Genomic DNA, 16,639 nt, shown 5'->3' on the forward strand with positions numbered 1-16,639 from the left:
AACATCTATAAACGATAATAAAATACTACGTGAAAAGACCGCATTTTGTATAAATATATCCCTTAAGTTGATGGGTGTGTGGCGGTACCCCATCGCTATCAAGAATAGGGGGACATAAATCATGAACAACGCTAATATGCCAAAAGGAAGAGGAATGGTTAAGTGGCGACCGTTTGCCAGAGCAGTTTGCTGGTATTGTGATTTGAACCATAACTTTGCCGTTTCGGCAAGGTTATGGTTCTTACAATTACAAGAAAGAGCTGTGTAAGAAGAGAGATTTATATTAATCAAAAAAAATCGATTAATTAGTTGCAGGATGAATTAAGGATTGTATATACTATAAGCATCAAAAAAATTTGATGAAGGGAGAGTGAATTATGGTGGCACAAGATTTTCAGTTGTATGAGAAAAAGTTTAAAGCGTTGGCTGATCAGAAGCGTTTAGAGATTATGTATGAACTTTGTCAACGAGGACAAACTTGTGTGTGTGATTTAACAGAGGTTTTTGAAATGACACAATCTAAGTTGTCTTATCATTTGAAAATCCTGTTGGATGCAGGCTTAATTGTAAAAGAAACAAAAGGTACATGGAGTTATTATGATTTAAATGATGCGGAAGTAAATGATTTATTATCAGAAGAATTATGCTGTATCTTTAGAAAAACAGGCAAAGGTAGCTGTTGTTAAAATTTTGCACTATTAATCAAAAAAAATTGATTAATAACATTTTAAGGGGAGGAATAAGTTATGAGATATGTTCATGTTGGTATAAATGTTACTAATTTAGAGAAGTCTATTGAATTTTATGAGAAGGTATGTGGTGTATCACCAGTTAAAGTGAAAACAGATTATGCAAAATTTTTATTAGAAAACCCAGGTCTTAATTTTACACTTAATGTACGAGATGAAGTGAGGGGAAATCAGGTGAATCATTTTGGTTTCCAAGTGGATACAGCCGAAGAAATTGCATTTCATAAAGAAAGATTAGAAAAGGAAGGTTTCTTTGCACGTGATGAAATGGATACTACTTGTTGCTATGCCGTACAAGATAAGTTCTGGGTAACGGATCCCGATGGTAACGAGTGGGAGTTCTTTTATACAAAAGCAGATAGTGATGTTCATAAAATAGAAGATTCATCTTGCTGTACGACTTCTAACGCAGCAGATAAAAATTCTTGTTGTTAATAAGAGAAGGGGGATAAAATGAAAAGTTTATCTTTTCTAGATCGATATTTAACACTATGGATTTTTCTAGCTATGGCTGTTGGAATTGGTTTAGGATTTGTGTTTCCTAGTGTAGTAGATGGACTTAATACATTACAAGTTGGAACGACGTCTGTTCCACTTGCTGTTGGTCTAATTTTAATGATGTATCCACCGTTGGCGAAGGTTCGCTACGAGGAAATGGGGCGGGTATTTAAAGATGTAAAATTTTTGTTTTTATCTTTAGTACAAAACTGGATTATTGGGCCTGTACTTATGTTTGTTTTAGCAATTATTTTTCTTCCTGATAAGCCAGAATACATGGTTGGGCTCATTATGATTGGTTTAGCACGTTGTATTGCAATGGTAATTGTTTGGAACGATCTTGCTGATGGTGATAAAGAATATGCAGCAGGTTTGGTAGCTTTTAACTCGGTATTCCAAATGTTATTTTTCTCGGTTTATGCATACGTGTTTGTAACAGTAATCCCCGAATGGTTAGGAATTGAAGGGGCTATTGTTGATATCACAATGGGAGAAGTAGCTAAATCAGTATTTATCTATTTAGGTATTCCTTTCTTATCGGGTATGTTGACACGCTTTGTATTAGTGAAGTTAAAGGGAAGAATATGGTATGAAAAGGTATTTATACCTAAAATTAGTCCCATTACATTAGTTGCATTGCTATTTACGATTATCATTATGTTCTCTTTAAAAGGAGAAATGATTGTTAGCGTACCACTAGATGTAGTAAGAATAGCGATTCCGTTATTGATTTATTTTATTGTGATGTTTTTTGTTTCTTTCTTTATGGGGAGAAAAATTGGTGCAAATTATCCGGTGACTACAACTTTAGCATTTACGGCAGGTAGCAATAACTTTGAATTAGCAATTGCTGTGGCTGTTGGTGTATTTGGTATTCACTCAGGTGCAGCATTTGCAGCTGTTATCGGGCCGTTAGTCGAAGTACCTGTAATGATTGCGCTTGTAAATGTTGCTTTTTGGTTTAAACGTAAATATTTTAATGACCAACTAGTATAAATTTAAAACGAAGGTGGAAAACAATTTGAAAAACAAAAAGACGCTCTACTTTTTATGCACAGGAAATTCATGCCGAAGCCAAATGGCAGAAGCTTTGGGGAAACAATACTTAGGGGATAAATGGAATGTCTATTCTGCCGGCATTGAAGCACATGGAGTAAATCCAAATGCTATTAAAGCTATGAAAGAAGTAAGTATCGACATAACAAATCAAACCTCAGATATGATTGACCCAAACATTTTAAATAACGCTGATTTAGTTGTTACCCTTTGTAGTCATGCGGATTCTGTTTGCCCTTCTACACCTCCACATGTTCATCGTGTTCATTGGGGATTTGATGATCCGGCAGGAAAGGAGTGGTCTGAATTTCAACGTGTTCGTAATGAAATCATGGAACGCATCAAGCGTTTTGCTGAAACGGGAGAATAAAGGCTCCTATAACATATCATGTATACAGTTAGAGATAGAAAAAATGCAAATTTTGTAGGTTATTAGATAAAATATAGAGCTCCTAGCATATTATTTATCAAGAATATGTTAGGAGCTTTTATTTAGTAATGAATATTATTGTGTCTATTAAGAGCTCGGCAACGGTGTTGGAGTAACGTTGCGACCATCTTTCTTATATTGTTTATCGAAGTATTCTCGAATTTCTAAAGGAGATGCTCCGTTTTGTTTCATTAAAATGGCTTGGAATGCAATATCTACACATTCTGCGTGATTCATCGCATGTGAATCCCATGTAACCTGACCGTCCTCTTTAATCTCATGGATAAAGCAATCTTTATTGCTTTTATGTCCTGAATTGTCACTTTACATATTTTTTTAATTAATTCGTTTTTGATCTCGTTAATAACATAAACAAAGTAATCAAACAAAAAGCAATTAACGCTAAGAAGGGGAGTGTTATAAAACCTAACCAATTAATATAATCAACATTACAAGGAATACCTTGAACACACGGGTTAATCTCTGAAACACCAGGGATCTTTTGTATTGCATAGTGATAAAGTGAAATACTTCCACCAATAATAGAAATCGGTAATACATATTTTTTAATGTTCTTTTCATTATAGAACGTGGCAATGCCTAAAATAATACAGAGCGGATACATCATAATTCGTTGGTACCAACACAATTCACATGGTATGAATCCAAGAATCTCACTGAAAAATAGACTACCTAGTGTCGCAATCATTGACACAATCCATGCCATATATAAGGTGTAATTACGCCATTCAAAATTCTTTTTTGCTTTATTCATCATTTTTTGTCCTTCAATGCTTTTTTAATTGAATTTTTGATTTGTTCATAATCATAAGGGTCAGATAAGAAGTTTTTAATTATCGAATTCGTTTAATATCACGGATGATATCCTCATATGGTGTGTTTTGAAGACCTGAATATTTCTTTACAACTTTTCCATCTTTGTCCACGAGATAGAAGCTTGTACCATGTATAACTTGTGTATTATTTTCTGGTTTAGTTACAAGTGTTTGGAAGTTATCTTTTGCAAACTTTTCAATATCTGGTCGTGTATATCCTGTTAGAAAATGAGTTCGTTTCGCATCCATTTCATAGACTTTCATAAATTCTGTTATTTTTTCAGGTGTGTCTACTTCGGGATCTACACTAAATGATACAAATTCTACATCTTTAATTCCTTCTTCATGCAACATCTTTTGAAGCTTTGCCATATTAGCTGTCATAGGTGGGCAAACAGTTTCACAACTTGTAAAGATAAAATCAGCTATCCAAACTTTTTCTTTTAACTCAGATGAATCAAACTTTTTCCCATTTTGATCTGTAAATGCAAACTTTGCTACATCCCAATTGAGTGAATCTCTTAGTTTATTATCACTACATGCTCCTAAGATTGTAATTACGGAGATTAGTAGAAATAATCCAATTACACGTGTTTTTTTCATATGTATACCCTTTCTAATTGTATTTAATATACGGAGCTACTAGGTAGCTCCGTATATTATTTGTTTCGTAATAAACGCATACTGTTAAGGATTACAATAAGCGCAGCGCCTGTATCACTTAGGACAGCCATCCAAAGAGTAAGCCACCCTGGGAAGATAAAGGCAAGGGCGATAAATTTAATAATTAATGAGAACCATATATTTTGTTTAATGATTTGCAATGCTTTTCGACTTAGTTTCATCGTATAAGGAAGTTTTTCAAGATTATCTGCCATTAATACTATATCTGCCGTTTCCATTGCTGTATCAGTTCCGACACCGCCCATAGCAATTCCTAGGTTTGCAGTAGCGAGGGCAGGGGCATCATTAATACCGTCCCCAATCATAGCGACTTTCTTTCCTTCAGATTGAAGTTGTTTTACAGAATGAACTTTATCTTCTGGAAGTAAGTTAGCAAAATAGCGATCTACTTTGGCTTTCTGTGCAATGTGTTCGGCTGTTCCTTCGTTGTCTCCTGTTAACATAACAGTTTCCTGAATACCTGCTCGTTTTAATTCTTGAATTGTTTCATAAGTAGTAGAACGGATGGAGTCTGCTACTGAAATTATGCCTAAAATGACTTTGTTCGTTCCAACAAGTATCACAGTTTGACCAATTCTTTGCATCTCTCGAATCGGTTCGTCCCACATTTGAAGTGAAACTCCAAAATCTTCATATAATGCTTTATTTCCAGCGTAGTATGTTTCGCCATCTATCGTGACTTGCGCCCCTTTTCCTACAATGGCGCGGAAGTCCGTTCCACTTTGAATAGAAGTTTGGTGTTCTTTCGCATATGCTGTAATGGCTTTTGCAATTGGATGATTAGAATATTCTTCAATTGTTGCGGCAATTGATAATAATTCATCTTCAGTACAATCTAAGCTTCGTACATGCATTACTTTTGGTTTTCCTTCGGTCAATGTTCCTGTTTTATCAAACGCAATAACATTTAATGAACCTGCGATTTCTAGAGCAGTACCACCTTTAATGAGTACACCATTTCTTGCTGCATTTCCAATTGCAGATACGATAGCAACGGGAGTTGAGATAACTAAAGCGCAAGGACACGCAACAACTAGAAGTTCTAATCCTTTATAAATCCATTCCATCCATTCGCCCATACCAAGAAGGGGAGGGATGACCATGACACCAATTGCTAATACAAAAACGATAGGTGTATAGATTTTTGCAAAACGATCCACAAATGCTTCTGTAGGTGCTTTCTTTTCCTGTGCTTCCTCCACAAGATGAATAATTCGAGATAACGTAGTATCCTCAACAAGTTTAGTTACTGTAATCTCAAGCGAACCTTCTTCATTGATTGTTCCTGCATATACGGAATCACCAATTTGTTTATCAACTGGGATAGATTCACCAGTTATCGGTGCTTGGTTTACAGTAGAAGTGCCTCCTATAACTGTGCCGTCTAATGGGATTTTTTCACCCGGCTTTACAACAATTGTTGTATTCACTGCGATATCATCTACGGATTTTTTTATAAGTTCCGTTTCAACTTTTATCCAAGCTTCTGATGGCGCTAAATCAATTAATCCACGAATAGATTCTCGTGTACGTTCAATTGATTTATTTTGTAGCGTTGCCCCTAATGCAAATAACCAAACAACGGTTGCACCTTCTATCCATTGACCAATTAATGCAGCACCAATTGCAGCTGATATCATGAGAACGTTCATATCAAGTGATTTACTTCTGATTGCATAAAAGGCACTTTTAGCAGGTTTAAAACCACCAATACCAATACTCGCTGCATAGAGAAGTGTAATAAGAAGAGGTGGTACGTTTGTAAAACTTCCTCCAAAGCCTAAAGCTAAAAATAACCCTGAGAGAATTAAAGTTGTATTTTTTGATTTTGAGACAGGTGTCGAGCCTCTACGAGTTCCTGCTAAAGAGGCCCCAAATCCTGCGTTAGACACTTCTTTTATAATGTCATCTACATCTCGATCATGACGAATATGCATTTTTCCAGTAGCGAAGTTTACTCGAACTTCTTCTACGCCTGAGACATTTTGTAGATGTTTTTCGATTGTTAAGGCGCATGCCCCACAATCCATACCCTCTACAAGATAAGTTTGTACGCCATCTCCTGATATTTTCTGAGTATTAAGAAGAGGTGACGGGTCTTCGCATGAACTATCACTACAGCAAGAAGAGTTTGAATTCGTTTGTTCTTTTTCTAAAGTTAATTCAGAGGAACAGCAGGAAGAGCTATTTTCTGTTTTTATAGAATCATTGTTACTACTGCAACAAGAGGTGTCCTTAGTAATAGTGATGATTGGAATCTCTTTTTTAGAGGAGCAACATGACGATGTTTCTTTTTTTATTTCTTCTTTTGTAGTTTTGCTTTCACCGCTGCAACAAGAAGTTTCTTTAGCAATAGGGATAATCGGAATCTCTTTTTTCGAAGAACAACATGATGAAGTTTCCTTTGCTAAATCTTCTTTTGAAGGTATTAAGGAAGAATCTTGACAGCAATTTGTTTGTTTTGCTTTCTCGTTCTTATCTGTCATGACAGTTTTCTCCTTTTTGAGATAAACAAGCATCATTTTTATCACATGACGCTACTTCATTTTGTACTTCATGAAAAACAACATCAAACATAGTGAGTAACTGTTCAATTTGCTTATTGCGCAAGGAATAGTGGACGTATTTTCCTTCTTGTCTACCTAGAATGATTCCGCATCCTTTTAAACAGTTTAGATGCTGAGATACGTTTGATTGATTGCCTTGGGTGATTTCCACAATTTCAGATACTGTTTTTTCACCATCCATCATACATTGAAGAATTTGTAGTCTTGTTTTATCAGCAAAGCCACGGATGAACTTGGCTTTTACATCTAAATCATTTGAGTTGCACAATTGTATCCTCTCCATTCGTATTAGTAATTACTAATATGTTATTCTTTATTCATATTAGCATTGACTAATATGTGTGTCAAAATGAATTGAGAAAAGTTTGATATTTTTGTTTTTGGGGGAAGAGTTTTCGGGATGTATTCACAAAACATTAAAAACAGTTTGTAAATTTGCATCTTGCTTATATGCTTTGACCCATATGAAGATGTTTCCTTTACGCGAAAAATTTACGGGTAAAAAAGAGGGGGGGTATAAAAATAGTTGAGGCTATAATCGCCAAATTGGTGAGCTTTCAGGTGGACAACAATGTGTCTTTTTAGCGAGAGCTATGGTAAAAAAGGATGAGATATTCTTCTTAGAGGAATCATTTCTATATATCATAAATTCATTTTTGTTAATTAATCGTATGTTATATATTGAAGAGCATTTTATTTTTCACTTTAGTGTACTATTGAAGTTTTATAAAATAAGAGAAGAAAGAGCCAACTCATACGAGTGGGCTCTTTTATTTAGCTGGTATTTCCAATTTTACTATTATTTTCTCAGGAACTTCTTGTTCAGAAATAACTTCGTAAGAATAGACGTATCTTCCTTTTGCATGAATTTTTAAGTAAGTTTTTCTTAAAAAGGTTTTTAAAGGAGTGATAACCTTGTATGAATATTCTCTTTTACCAAATCGTATTATTCTTTGTGTAGATCTTCATAGCTTTTATGCAAGCATGTCATGTATTAAAAAAGGAATTGATCCACGTTATACAAAATTGACTGGCGTAGGAGATGTTAATTGGAGTGAGCCGATTGTATTAGCAGCGAGGATAAAGGGTGTCGTAGTCGGAGGGTTTTTGTCTAAATAGGCAACCATATTCGGTAAGCGACCTTGCATAATTCCAGCCATTCCATTCATGAAATCTTCCTGACATTTGATTATTACATTATTTTTATCCTGATAATGGGTATAAAAAGTTTCGTGATTCATTTTTGCTCTAGTTTTGATACCCTTAACTGTAGTTGTTCAAATTCCTTTTTCTCCCATTAATTCCACGAATGCATCTCGGATGGCTTCTTTTGTACGAACGACTCGTAAATCGCTATATATATTACGCAAGCAATATTCCATCTGAATTATTTCAACACATTAATAAAATATGTCGGATATACGACACATCCATCATTTTTGATTATTGTTAAGAGTTTTATTCAAGATTATAATTTGAAATAAAATAAAACAACACGTTGTTCATTATTTCGCTTAGAAATGGGGAGGGAAGTTTATGAAGAATCAATTGTTAATTGTTGGAGCTGGACCAACTGGATTAGTTTTAGCTATTGGACTTACAAAACAAGGAATCCCTTTTAGAATTATCGATAAAAATAAAGGCCCGGGAGAAACTTCAAGAGCTATGGGTGTGCAAGCAAGAACATTAGAGTTCTATCGTCAGTTTGGGTTTGCAGATCAGGTCGTACAAAAAGGAATTAAATTTGTTAATATGCAATTTTATAGGAATACAACATTGAAGGCTAAATTCAACTTTGAGAATATGGGGAAAGGCCAAAGTCGTTATCCCTTTATGCTAAGCTTCCCACAAGATGAACATGAAAAGTTTTTAATTGAACAGTTAGAAGCTAAAGGGGTCCATGTAGAATGGAATACTGAGCTTGTATCATTTAATCAGAAAGATGACCATGTGAACGTCGTTACAATACAGAATGGTGTTGAAGAAAAAAATGTTTATAGTTATTTGTGTGGATGTGATGGTGCACATAGTTCAGTAAGAAAGGGATTAGACTTGAATTTTCCTGGTGGCACATATAAACAAGCCTTTTATGTAGCAGATGTACAAACTGAAAACAGAGAAAATATTGGTTTTCAAATGAGGCTTTTTGAAGATGGATTGATGATTGTTATGCCGATTCGTACTTCTGGATCTTTACGTTTAATTGGAATAATACCTGAGGATTTAATGAAAGAAGAAAACAAAGAATCCGGTTTTTCTTTAATTGAACCATATATAAAGAAAAACACGGAGTTAAAGATTACGAAATTGAATTGGTATTCAACATACAAAGTACACCATAGGGTAAGTGAACATTTTAGAAAAGGACGTGTTTTTATTGCAGGAGACGCTGGACATATACATAGTCCAGCAGGGGGACAAGGAATGAATACGGGTATTGGTGATGCAGTAAATTTATCATGGAAGCTTGGGGCTGTGATTCAAGGAAAAGCTGATGAATCTATTCTAGATTCTTATGAACAAGAAAGAATACAATTTGCCAAAACTTTAGTCGCAACGACAGATAGAGTATTTACTTCTATTGTTGGTAACGGCGTATGTAAAAAGTTCAATCGCCAATACTTAATTCCAGTTATTATCCCTAAGATGACTAAGTTTTCAATAGTTAGGAAAACGATGTTTAAAGTTGTTTCGCAAATACGGATTAACTATCGAAACAGTAAGCTCGCTAAAGGGAATGTAGGTAAAATTCATGGAGGCGATCGTTTACCATGGATTCCTTTTGATGATACAGATAATTTTGCACCACTTGAATCTTTTGATTGGCAGTTACATGTATATGGAGATGTAACTCCTGATTTAAGTAACTTTGCAAAAGAAAATAATCTTCTTTTGCATACATTCCCGTATAGTCAAGGAGTACAGAAAGCAGGTATTAAATTTGGTTCTGCTTTTCTGATTAGACCTGATGGTTATATCGCATTGGCAGATGAAACTCAAAATATAAGTAGTATGGAAGAGTACCTTAGAAAAAATAAATTAAAATTTTAATATAATATTTCAAGGTAATACGAAAATGTATTGCCGTTTAGTTAAAAGAAACTAGTTATCATTATTTTAGTTTAACAAGCCATTATAAAATTTTGCTTAGCGTATGAAATCTGCGTTTTGATGGTGCTACCCCATCGCTATCAAGTTAAGAAGAGCAAATACCCCCAAAAAAGAAAAATTGAGCCGAACTCTTATAAATAACTGTGAAAAGGTAAAATTTTTGTTATGGGAGGTTTCTCAAAATAGTAGCTTGATGGGCATGTGGCGGCACCTGTTCAAGGGAAAATATGGATAAATTCTAATAAATACTATATAATAATAAATGGGAGGGGATAAAAATGCTAGATCAAATCACTTGGGGAACACCAGCCAGCTTATTATGCTTAGGATTCTTTTTTGCAGGGTTAGGAATCTTCTTAAGAAGTGTTACGTCATATACGAAAAATAAATAAAAGTTCAAAAAAACACAAAATTTCCGTTTAGGGGATACTTTAAAATCTTAGCTTGATGGGCATGGGGTACCACCCCATCGCTATCAAGCTAGCAAAACTAAATTTCCTTGAAATGAAAAAAAACGCTATTCTTTCTGTATATTTTTACAAAAAGAATAACGTTTTTTCCGTTTTATAGATACAATCTCATTTATTTTTCTTGGTGTTCCGCATCCCATTCACTTAAATAGGATGCATATTCTAATTCACCTGGATTATCATGTAACATAGAAATAAACTCTAATTTATTTCCATCACAATCCAGAAAGTATACACTCGCAGCTGGCATCCATCTTTGGACAATTGGCTCTTGATTTCCTTTTCCTTGGCTTCCTACCACCTCTATTCCACGATTCTCTAACCATAATTTAGAAGTCTTTAGAAATTCTAAATCTACACCAAAAGCAAAGTGTTTCATCTCAAAATCTTCAATATTATGTACTTCCCATAGTCCAAGCATTTGCTTTTTACTTTCTCCTACCCAAAAGAAAGCCACTTTTCTTTTGGATAGTTTTCTTGCTAATGCTAACCCTAACTTATTTTGATAGAAATCTATCGCCTTTTCTAAATTTCTTACATGTAAATGAGTTTCGTATATGTTCTGTATCATTCTGCTTATTCCTTTCTGTATTAGTAACTACGGGTTGAGTAGTTACTGTAATTCTAAATCTGAAGTATGTATAATCATTGTAATGTATCTCCATATCCGATATACCTATTTACTATTCTATCGAAATTGAAATATGATAAATCCAACTGAGGTAGCAAATTCAAATGAAAATTCTACTACTTTTGTAGGAGAAATCTCCATCAAATTCAGATGAAATCATATTTCAATAATGAAAAACCGCTATTCTTTTAGTAAGAATATAAAGAAGGAGGTATGACGGTAAATCAAATTTGTGAAATTACAAATGTGTCAAGGGCTTCATTATATAGAAAGCTATCGGAAGGGAACAAATAATCATTCCTTATTCCATTAAAGGGCGCGATTATCGAAAGATGAACGCGCGTGCCTGTTTCATGTTTAGGGCAGGGTGTAGAGGATATAGTCCAGCATTAATAGTGGTGAACCGTATCATAAGTAAATGAGGTTTTAGCGAAAAAACAACAGCACCCCCTAATTTGCTGGAGAGGTGCTGTTTTGTTATTTGAATGGCTTACATTAATATATTCCTTTAATTCGAATGGTGGTAGCACCTTTTATTAGAATTGTCACCTTGTTTAACAAATGCTTTTTTGTAAATAATATGTTTGTTAAACAATTAATTAAGGGGGACTTGTATGCCACAGGATCGAAAAGCAGAAGTTCAAAACGATGCATACGAAGGAAAAGAGATCATGCCAGATAATCCACAAGATCTACCGCGTCACGTGCAAATGGAGCTGCCTCACGAATTTTCTGTAAATCCTCTGTTTGCCCGCGAAGGAGAATCAGTCGTTCCGCGCTTTCACATGCGTGATGAAGGCATGTTACCAGAAACAGCGTATCAAATCGTCCATGATGAAATTGCTCTTGATGGCAATGCCCGCTTGAATCTTGCAACATTCGTTAGCACATGGATGGAGCCTGCCGCAGAGCATTTATATGCCAAATCTTTCGACAAGAACATGATTGACAAGGATGAATATCCACAGACGGCTGAAATTGAGGAGCGGTGTGTCCGTATTTTAGCCAACCTCTGGCATTCGCCCACCCCCCTTACGACTATGGGCGTTTCAACAACTGGATCGTCGGAAGCATGTATGCTCGGGGGACTTGCGTTAAAGAGACGCTGGCAAAACGCACGCAAAAGCGAAGGGAAGCCGGTGGATCGGCCTAATATTGTGTTTAGTTCTGCTGTTCAAGTCGTTTGGGAAAAATTCGCGAACTATTGGGAGGTTGAACCGCGCTATGTAAAGATTAGCCCAGAGCATCCCCGATTGGATCCTCAGGGGGTCCTCGCTGCCGTGGATGAAAATACGATTGGTGTGGTACCGATTCTCGGTGAGACTTATACCGGGCTTTACGAACCGGTTGCCGCCATTGCGAAAGCGTTGGACGATTTACAGGAGAGGACGGGCCTCGACATTCCCATGCATGTGGATGCGGCTTCGGGGGGATTTATAGCACCGTTTCTTCAACCAGATTTAGTCTGGGATTTTCAATTACCGAGGGTGAAGTCCATCAATGTATCCGGACATAAATATGGATTAGTCTACCCTGGGTTGGGGTGGATAATTTGGCGGGAAGCTGAAGATCTCCCTGAGGATCTAATCTTCCGCGTCTCCTATTTGGGCGGGAACATGCCGACTTTTGCCCTGAATTTCTCTCGTCCTGGCGCACAAGTGCTCCTACAATATTACAATTACCTGCGTTTGGGGAAAAGTGGGTACTATGATGTCCAAAGGGCTTCTCAGAAAGTCGCTCTTTTTCTTAGCAAGGCGATTCAGAAGATGGAACCGTTCGAACTTTTGTCCGATGGTTCGGATATTCCGGTTTTCGCTTGGCGATTGAAAGATGGTTACACATTAAACTGGAATCTTTATGATTTATCTCGACAATTGCGTGTGTTCGGCTGGCAAGTACCCGCCTATCCATTGCCTCCAGATATGGAAGCGGTGACGATTATGCGCGTTGTGGTTAGAAATGGATTTTCCATGGATCTCGCGCATTTATTTTTGAGGAACCTCAAACAGGCCGTTGCCTTTCTGGATTCCCTGGACGGGCCTATGCCACATGATACGAAATGTGATAATGGGTTTCATCACTAAGTGGGGACAGATCCCGTAGTCATTAAGTTGAGCTAACCACCGGTGAAATCAACTATCTTAGATGAATCCCTCCATTAAGAAATTTATTGGAGGGACTTTTTATGGAGATTAAGTCGACCAATAAGGATATGCTTTATACAGAAGAAAAGTTTATATCTCTTATCGGTTGGGGGAACAGGTTAAGCACCCGATCTGATAAATAGACGGAGAGATTCCGCATATTGACTCGAAAAATAGCTATAAATAATCAGGGTCGCCTCATCTTTCCTCATGAAAAGATCAAAAAAGCTCTCAAAGATATGGAGAGAGAAGGGGTGGATATTGTATTTTCTTCCTTTTTTCCTGGTTTCGAAAGATGGCTTGAATTACCTAGAATTAATGAAGTATTATCTGTCATAAACCGAATGAAACATTTGAATTCTATTCAGATTGAGCCCTCTGGATACCTCTAATTACGACATAAATATTGACTATCTTGATAATCAAATAGTTATGTTAATTAGTGAAAGAAGTAGATACGTTGAACAAGCTGCAAAATTCAAAAAGGATACTGAAGATGTTAAAGCACTAAAAAGAGTTGAAGCTGTAATTTAAAAAGTTAGAACAATTGCTGATGAAAATAATATAAATCCTGATATTATTGAACAAGTATATAGAACAATGATTTCTTACTTTATAAATCACGAATTAATCCATCATTCAAAAACAGATAATAAACAAGGGTAAATTACAAGATGCAATACAATAATTGGTCGGAAACGTATTATATCCTATATATTCAGCAATCGGACTCTTTAATGGAGCAATGAAAAAACCCTAATTTCTTCACATTAAATTGAGAAATTAGGCTTTTTAATATTGAAATTTCCTTAACGTTGTAAATCCGCATTTTCCTGACGCTACCCCATGCCCATCAACTTAAGAATTTTATAACACCCCCAAAACGATAAAATTGTATATTTTCACCTGAACATGTCAATTTTATCGTTTTTGGTTATTTTCTTTTCTTACCTGGATAGCGATAAGTCTGTACTCCTACTATTTGATTTCAATTGCTGAAATTTTATCGTTCCAATCCGCAGCTAGATTAGCAATTTTACCATACCAATCAGAGTGTCTAAATAAGACTCCTTTGCCATACCCTTGAGTTGAAGTATGTTCCCACAGTGTCGTCGAATAACTTGCAGAAGGTGACGCTGTTCTTATGGAAGTTATTCTGTCATTCCAGCTAGAAGGTAAGTTTTTAAACCCATAGCTCCAAGAAAAATACTGTCCATCTTTATCATAGAAATCGGTACTACCAGGTCCGCTACCTCCCATACCTAGGGGCTTTATTTCATTTTTAAGTCTTTTTTGATCTTTTTCAATAAAAGCATCCAAAGTCTCTCTGCTCGTAAAACCATATGCCAACCAATCTCCATTTGTATTTTGTTTAGGTAGAACCATGGTTACTTTGATGTCCCCGTTGAGCTTATTATTTACTTTAGCCGTGGCATCCACATTCTTTCCATCTACAGTTACATAGTCGAAAGATTTAATCGTATTATCTTTCTCTACACTTGCTGATATCGTTCCTAATCCTCCAGTTAATGCAAACACAGCTGCTAATGCTCCTACTACTAACTTCTTGAACATACAACCATCTCCTCTTTGATTGGATTTTTTTGTACAACTAAAATGTATATCGGTTTTATATTTTTGTAAATGTTATGAATTTTTAGAAATATATAACAGAATATTTGCTGTTTTTTATAGCAACTAAGTTGCTTTTTATCGTGTTGGGGTGTTTATTTTCACTAGGTTGATAAGCATGGGGTGGCACCAACAAAACGCGAATTTCGTACGCTAAGCAAAATTTCATAAAGAAAAAGCCGATTTCCTGTACGCTAAGAGATAATCGGCTTCTTACTGTTAAGCTGTCTGTAGTGGTCGTAGAGAGTCTAATGGTGCAATTTCTCTTTTGCTAAATCGGTATTCTCCTAGAAAGTTAATGTGTTCCCATCCTAATGGAGAAATATGTTTTAATAATTCTTCATCAAATTGTTCTTTTTTCTTCAAAGCTTTTATTGCTTCATTTAAATAAATAGTATTCCACACACTAATTGCATTAATTAAGAGGTTTAGTGCACTACTTCTTTGAAGTTGATCTTGTAGTGCTCTTTCTCGTAATTCACCATGTTTTCCAAAGAAAATAGCGAAAGGCGAGGCGATGAACACATTTACAAAATGACGAGAAAAATGACAAAACTGTAAGAATGCACGAATGTTTGTAAGAAAGTTCGATGTTTTCCTTTTTCTTTTTTTATTATAGTGAAAAACAAGAAAGAAGAAAGAGATGTCATACTCATGGTGATACCTATTTTTATGAAAGTAAAAAAAGCGTGGGAGGGGAAGGAAGATGACGTTTTCTCAGCTCGCGTTTAAAAACGTTAGTCGAAATATACGTACGTATGCCGCTTATTTTTTAAGTGAAAACGTCATGTTAGAGGAAGAAACAGTACATTCACATAGTTAAGAAGTAGTTAAGTCCCATCTAAACCTTTTTTCCCATAATAAAATTATAAGCGTACAAGAAGGTTGGTATTTTTAGATGAGTACAATAATCAAGACTATTCATGTAATGAAGGTATATGGCAATCAGTTAAACACCGTACTATAAAGGAGGGATTTGAAAATGTCTTTTTCTCAATTCAATATTGATATTTTTCGAGCAATTAATGATTTAGGTAAACAATATTCATTCCTAAACTCAGCCATGGTATTTTTGGCAGAATATATGGTATATATTTTTGGTTTAATTATTATAGCTTATTGGTTTACCGGGTCCAGAAAAAGTAGGATGATGGTTATTCAAGCGATGGTTGCTTTTGTGATTGCTGAGGTGATCGGAAAAATAGCAGGGAAATTTCATTTGAATTATCAACCGTTTGCAGTATTGCCTGATGTTAATAAACTTGTCGACCATGCTGTAGATAATTCATTTCCTAGTGACCATACGATTCTCTTTTTTTCGATTTGTTTTTCGTTTTGGCTTGTTCGTAAAAAGACTGGATGGTTATGGCTTATACTTGCATTTTGTGTAGCGATCTCTCGTATTTGGGTAGGGGTTCATTATCCTTTTGATGTTGCAATAGGGGCTTTAATAGGATGTGTTTCAGCGTTATTTTCGTATTGGTTAGTACCGAAATTTTCTTTTATCAAGCAATTGCTTACCCTATATGAAAGAGTAGAGAAACATGTTTTACCATCCAAAAACAAATCAAAGGGATTTTGAGTATACAAGTATAAAAGTTAGTGTGAAAGATACAGATGCTGACGACCTATATATGGAATGTATTCATGTTGCAGCTGTTCTGACACGTACAAGTTATCAACAATCTTTATGTTGAAAGAATCTTAGCGTACGAAATCCGCGTTTTGTTGGTACTACCCCATCGCTATCAAGCTAAGCTCATACAACGTCAATCATAGTAGGGGTTGCTTCTTTTTTCTAAAGACCACGTGTAGGGAATTTAAAGATTTG

General features: G+C 35.6%; 15 protein-coding genes and 7 pseudogenes. 12 read left to right on the forward strand and 10 right to left on the reverse strand.

Features of this window, described 5'->3' with window-relative positions:
- Nucleotides 1–121: 121 nt before the first annotated feature.
- From MR109_RS30505 to arsC, 5 genes are all read left to right on the forward strand, one after another.
- Nucleotides 122–268, forward strand: coding sequence for a hypothetical protein (locus MR109_RS30505; RefSeq protein WP_374202591.1), 147 nt, complete (start codon nt 122–124; stop codon nt 266–268).
- Between the two features lie 109 nt (nt 269–377).
- Nucleotides 378–686: an arsenical resistance operon transcriptional regulator ArsR gene (gene arsR, locus MR109_RS28395; RefSeq protein WP_242274714.1), complete on the forward strand. Its 309-nt coding sequence runs from the start codon at nt 378–380 to the stop codon at nt 684–686.
- Nucleotides 687–746: 60 nt separating this feature from the next.
- Nucleotides 747–1,184: an ArsI/CadI family heavy metal resistance metalloenzyme gene (locus tag MR109_RS28400; RefSeq protein ID WP_242274715.1), complete on the forward strand. Its 438-nt coding sequence runs from the start codon at nt 747–749 to the stop codon at nt 1,182–1,184.
- Between the two features lie 18 nt (nt 1,185–1,202).
- Nucleotides 1,203–2,243, forward strand: coding sequence for an ACR3 family arsenite efflux transporter (gene arsB / locus MR109_RS28405; protein WP_242274716.1), 1,041 nt, complete (start codon nt 1,203–1,205; stop codon nt 2,241–2,243).
- Nucleotides 2,244–2,268: 25 nt separating this feature from the next.
- Nucleotides 2,269–2,673 carry an arsenate reductase (thioredoxin) gene (gene arsC / locus MR109_RS28410; protein WP_242274717.1) on the forward strand — a complete coding sequence of 135 codons (405 nt, stop codon included), beginning with the start codon at nt 2,269–2,271 and terminating at the stop codon, nt 2,671–2,673.
- Between the two features lie 147 nt (nt 2,674–2,820).
- Here the strand turns inward: arsC and MR109_RS28415 are convergent.
- The 6 genes and pseudogenes from MR109_RS28415 to MR109_RS28435 form a co-directional block, all read right to left on the reverse strand.
- Nucleotides 2,821–3,054 (reverse strand): annotated as a pseudogene (locus MR109_RS28415) (PCYCGC motif-containing (lipo)protein); the annotation flags it as partial.
- 19 nt (nt 3,055–3,073) lie between these two features.
- Nucleotides 3,074–3,511 carry a disulfide oxidoreductase gene (locus MR109_RS28420; protein ID WP_098474217.1) on the reverse strand — a complete coding sequence of 146 codons (438 nt, stop codon included), beginning with the start codon at nt 3,509–3,511 and terminating at the stop codon, nt 3,074–3,076.
- A pseudogene (locus MR109_RS30510) lies at nt 3,508–3,579 on the reverse strand (DsbA family protein); the annotation flags it as partial. The pseudogene MR109_RS30510 and the gene MR109_RS28420, both read right to left, overlap by 4 nt.
- An 8-nt stretch (nt 3,580–3,587) precedes the next feature.
- Complete coding sequence (locus tag MR109_RS28425) at nt 3,588–4,172, reverse strand: SCO family protein (RefSeq protein ID WP_242274718.1); 585 nt, start codon at nt 4,170–4,172, stop codon at nt 3,588–3,590.
- Nucleotides 4,173–4,228: 56 nt separating this feature from the next.
- Nucleotides 4,229–6,739 carry a heavy metal translocating P-type ATPase gene (locus MR109_RS28430; protein WP_242274719.1) on the reverse strand — a complete coding sequence of 837 codons (2,511 nt, stop codon included), beginning with the start codon at nt 6,737–6,739 and terminating at the stop codon, nt 4,229–4,231.
- On the reverse strand, nt 6,729–7,088 hold the full coding sequence (locus MR109_RS28435; protein WP_098474220.1) for an ArsR/SmtB family transcription factor: 360 nt from the start codon (nt 7,086–7,088) through the stop codon (nt 6,729–6,731). The genes MR109_RS28430 and MR109_RS28435 overlap by 11 nt, the downstream gene beginning before the upstream one ends.
- Before the next feature lie 268 nt (nt 7,089–7,356).
- On the opposite strand from MR109_RS28435, the pseudogene MR109_RS28440 reads away from it, so the two are divergent.
- Nucleotides 7,357–7,464, forward strand: a pseudogene (locus MR109_RS28440) (metal ABC transporter ATP-binding protein); the annotation flags it as partial.
- A gap of 126 nt (nt 7,465–7,590) precedes the next feature.
- Here MR109_RS28440 and MR109_RS30600 read toward each other — a convergent pair.
- Nucleotides 7,591–7,719 (reverse strand): annotated as a pseudogene (locus MR109_RS30600) (YxeA family protein); the annotation flags it as partial.
- 16 nt (nt 7,720–7,735) lie between these two features.
- Here MR109_RS30600 and MR109_RS28445 point away from each other — a divergent pair.
- A pseudogene (locus MR109_RS28445) lies at nt 7,736–7,897 on the forward strand (Y-family DNA polymerase); the annotation flags it as partial.
- A 459-nt stretch (nt 7,898–8,356) separates the two neighbouring features.
- Complete coding sequence (locus MR109_RS28450) at nt 8,357–9,871, forward strand: FAD-dependent monooxygenase (RefSeq protein ID WP_242274720.1); 1,515 nt, start codon at nt 8,357–8,359, stop codon at nt 9,869–9,871.
- Between the two features lie 642 nt (nt 9,872–10,513).
- Here MR109_RS28450 and MR109_RS28455 read toward each other — a convergent pair.
- The gene (locus MR109_RS28455) at nt 10,514–10,972 is read right to left on the reverse strand and encodes a VOC family protein (RefSeq protein WP_242274721.1); all 459 of its coding nucleotides are present in this window, start codon (nt 10,970–10,972) and stop codon (nt 10,514–10,516) included.
- A 258-nt stretch (nt 10,973–11,230) separates the two neighbouring features.
- On the opposite strand from MR109_RS28455, the pseudogene MR109_RS28460 reads away from it, so the two are divergent.
- The 3 genes and pseudogenes from MR109_RS28460 to MR109_RS30515 all read left to right on the forward strand — a co-directional run.
- Nucleotides 11,231–11,326, forward strand: a pseudogene (locus tag MR109_RS28460) (helix-turn-helix domain-containing protein); the annotation flags it as partial.
- Between the two features lie 320 nt (nt 11,327–11,646).
- Nucleotides 11,647–13,116, forward strand: a complete 1,470-nt coding sequence (locus tag MR109_RS28465; protein WP_242274722.1) for a glutamate decarboxylase — start codon at nt 11,647–11,649, stop codon at nt 13,114–13,116.
- Nucleotides 13,117–13,545: 429 nt separating this feature from the next.
- Nucleotides 13,546–13,710, forward strand: coding sequence for a chorismate mutase (locus MR109_RS30515; protein WP_374202592.1), 165 nt, complete (start codon nt 13,546–13,548; stop codon nt 13,708–13,710).
- Between the two features lie 444 nt (nt 13,711–14,154).
- Here MR109_RS30515 and MR109_RS28470 read toward each other — a convergent pair whose 3' ends face one another.
- Both MR109_RS28470 and MR109_RS28475 read right to left on the reverse strand, forming a co-directional pair.
- Entirely contained in the window at nt 14,155–14,751 is a 597-nt protein-coding gene (locus MR109_RS28470; protein WP_097957270.1) for a hypothetical protein, read from the reverse strand.
- 276 nt (nt 14,752–15,027) lie between these two features.
- Nucleotides 15,028–15,312 (reverse strand): annotated as a pseudogene (locus MR109_RS28475) (Tn3 family transposase); the annotation flags it as partial.
- 478 nt (nt 15,313–15,790) lie between these two features.
- Here MR109_RS28475 and MR109_RS28480 point away from each other — a divergent pair.
- Nucleotides 15,791–16,390, forward strand: coding sequence for an undecaprenyl-diphosphatase (locus tag MR109_RS28480; protein WP_242274723.1), 600 nt, complete (start codon nt 15,791–15,793; stop codon nt 16,388–16,390).
- Nucleotides 16,391–16,639 lie beyond the last annotated feature (249 nt).

Origin of the sequence: Bacillus cereus group sp. BfR-BA-01310 (genome assembly GCF_022664325.1) — a bacterium.
In the GTDB taxonomy this organism is placed as follows: domain Bacteria; phylum Bacillota; class Bacilli; order Bacillales; family Bacillaceae_G; genus Bacillus_A; species Bacillus_A paramycoides.

Coding starts and splice junctions, on each gene's coding strand:
- MR109_RS30505 (WP_374202591.1), top strand. CDS start 122: ATGAACAACGCTAATATGCCAAAAGGAAGAGGAATGGTTAAGTGGCGA.
- MR109_RS28455 (WP_242274721.1), bottom strand. CDS start 10,972: ATGATACAGAACATATACGAAACTCATTTACATGTAAGAAATTTAGAA.
- MR109_RS28430 (WP_242274719.1), bottom strand. CDS start 6,739: ATGACAGATAAGAACGAGAAAGCAAAACAAACAAATTGCTGTCAAGAT.
- MR109_RS28420 (WP_098474217.1), bottom strand. CDS start 3,511: ATGATGAATAAAGCAAAAAAGAATTTTGAATGGCGTAATTACACCTTA.
- arsR (WP_242274714.1), top strand. CDS start 378: ATGGTGGCACAAGATTTTCAGTTGTATGAGAAAAAGTTTAAAGCGTTG.
- MR109_RS28400 (WP_242274715.1), top strand. CDS start 747: ATGAGATATGTTCATGTTGGTATAAATGTTACTAATTTAGAGAAGTCT.
- arsB (WP_242274716.1), top strand. CDS start 1,203: ATGAAAAGTTTATCTTTTCTAGATCGATATTTAACACTATGGATTTTT.
- MR109_RS28425 (WP_242274718.1), bottom strand. CDS start 4,172: ATGAAAAAAACACGTGTAATTGGATTATTTCTACTAATCTCCGTAATT.
- MR109_RS28470 (WP_097957270.1), bottom strand. CDS start 14,751: ATGTTCAAGAAGTTAGTAGTAGGAGCATTAGCAGCTGTGTTTGCATTA.
- MR109_RS28465 (WP_242274722.1), top strand. CDS start 11,647: ATGCCACAGGATCGAAAAGCAGAAGTTCAAAACGATGCATACGAAGGA.
- MR109_RS28480 (WP_242274723.1), top strand. CDS start 15,791: ATGTCTTTTTCTCAATTCAATATTGATATTTTTCGAGCAATTAATGAT.
- MR109_RS28450 (WP_242274720.1), top strand. CDS start 8,357: ATGAAGAATCAATTGTTAATTGTTGGAGCTGGACCAACTGGATTAGTT.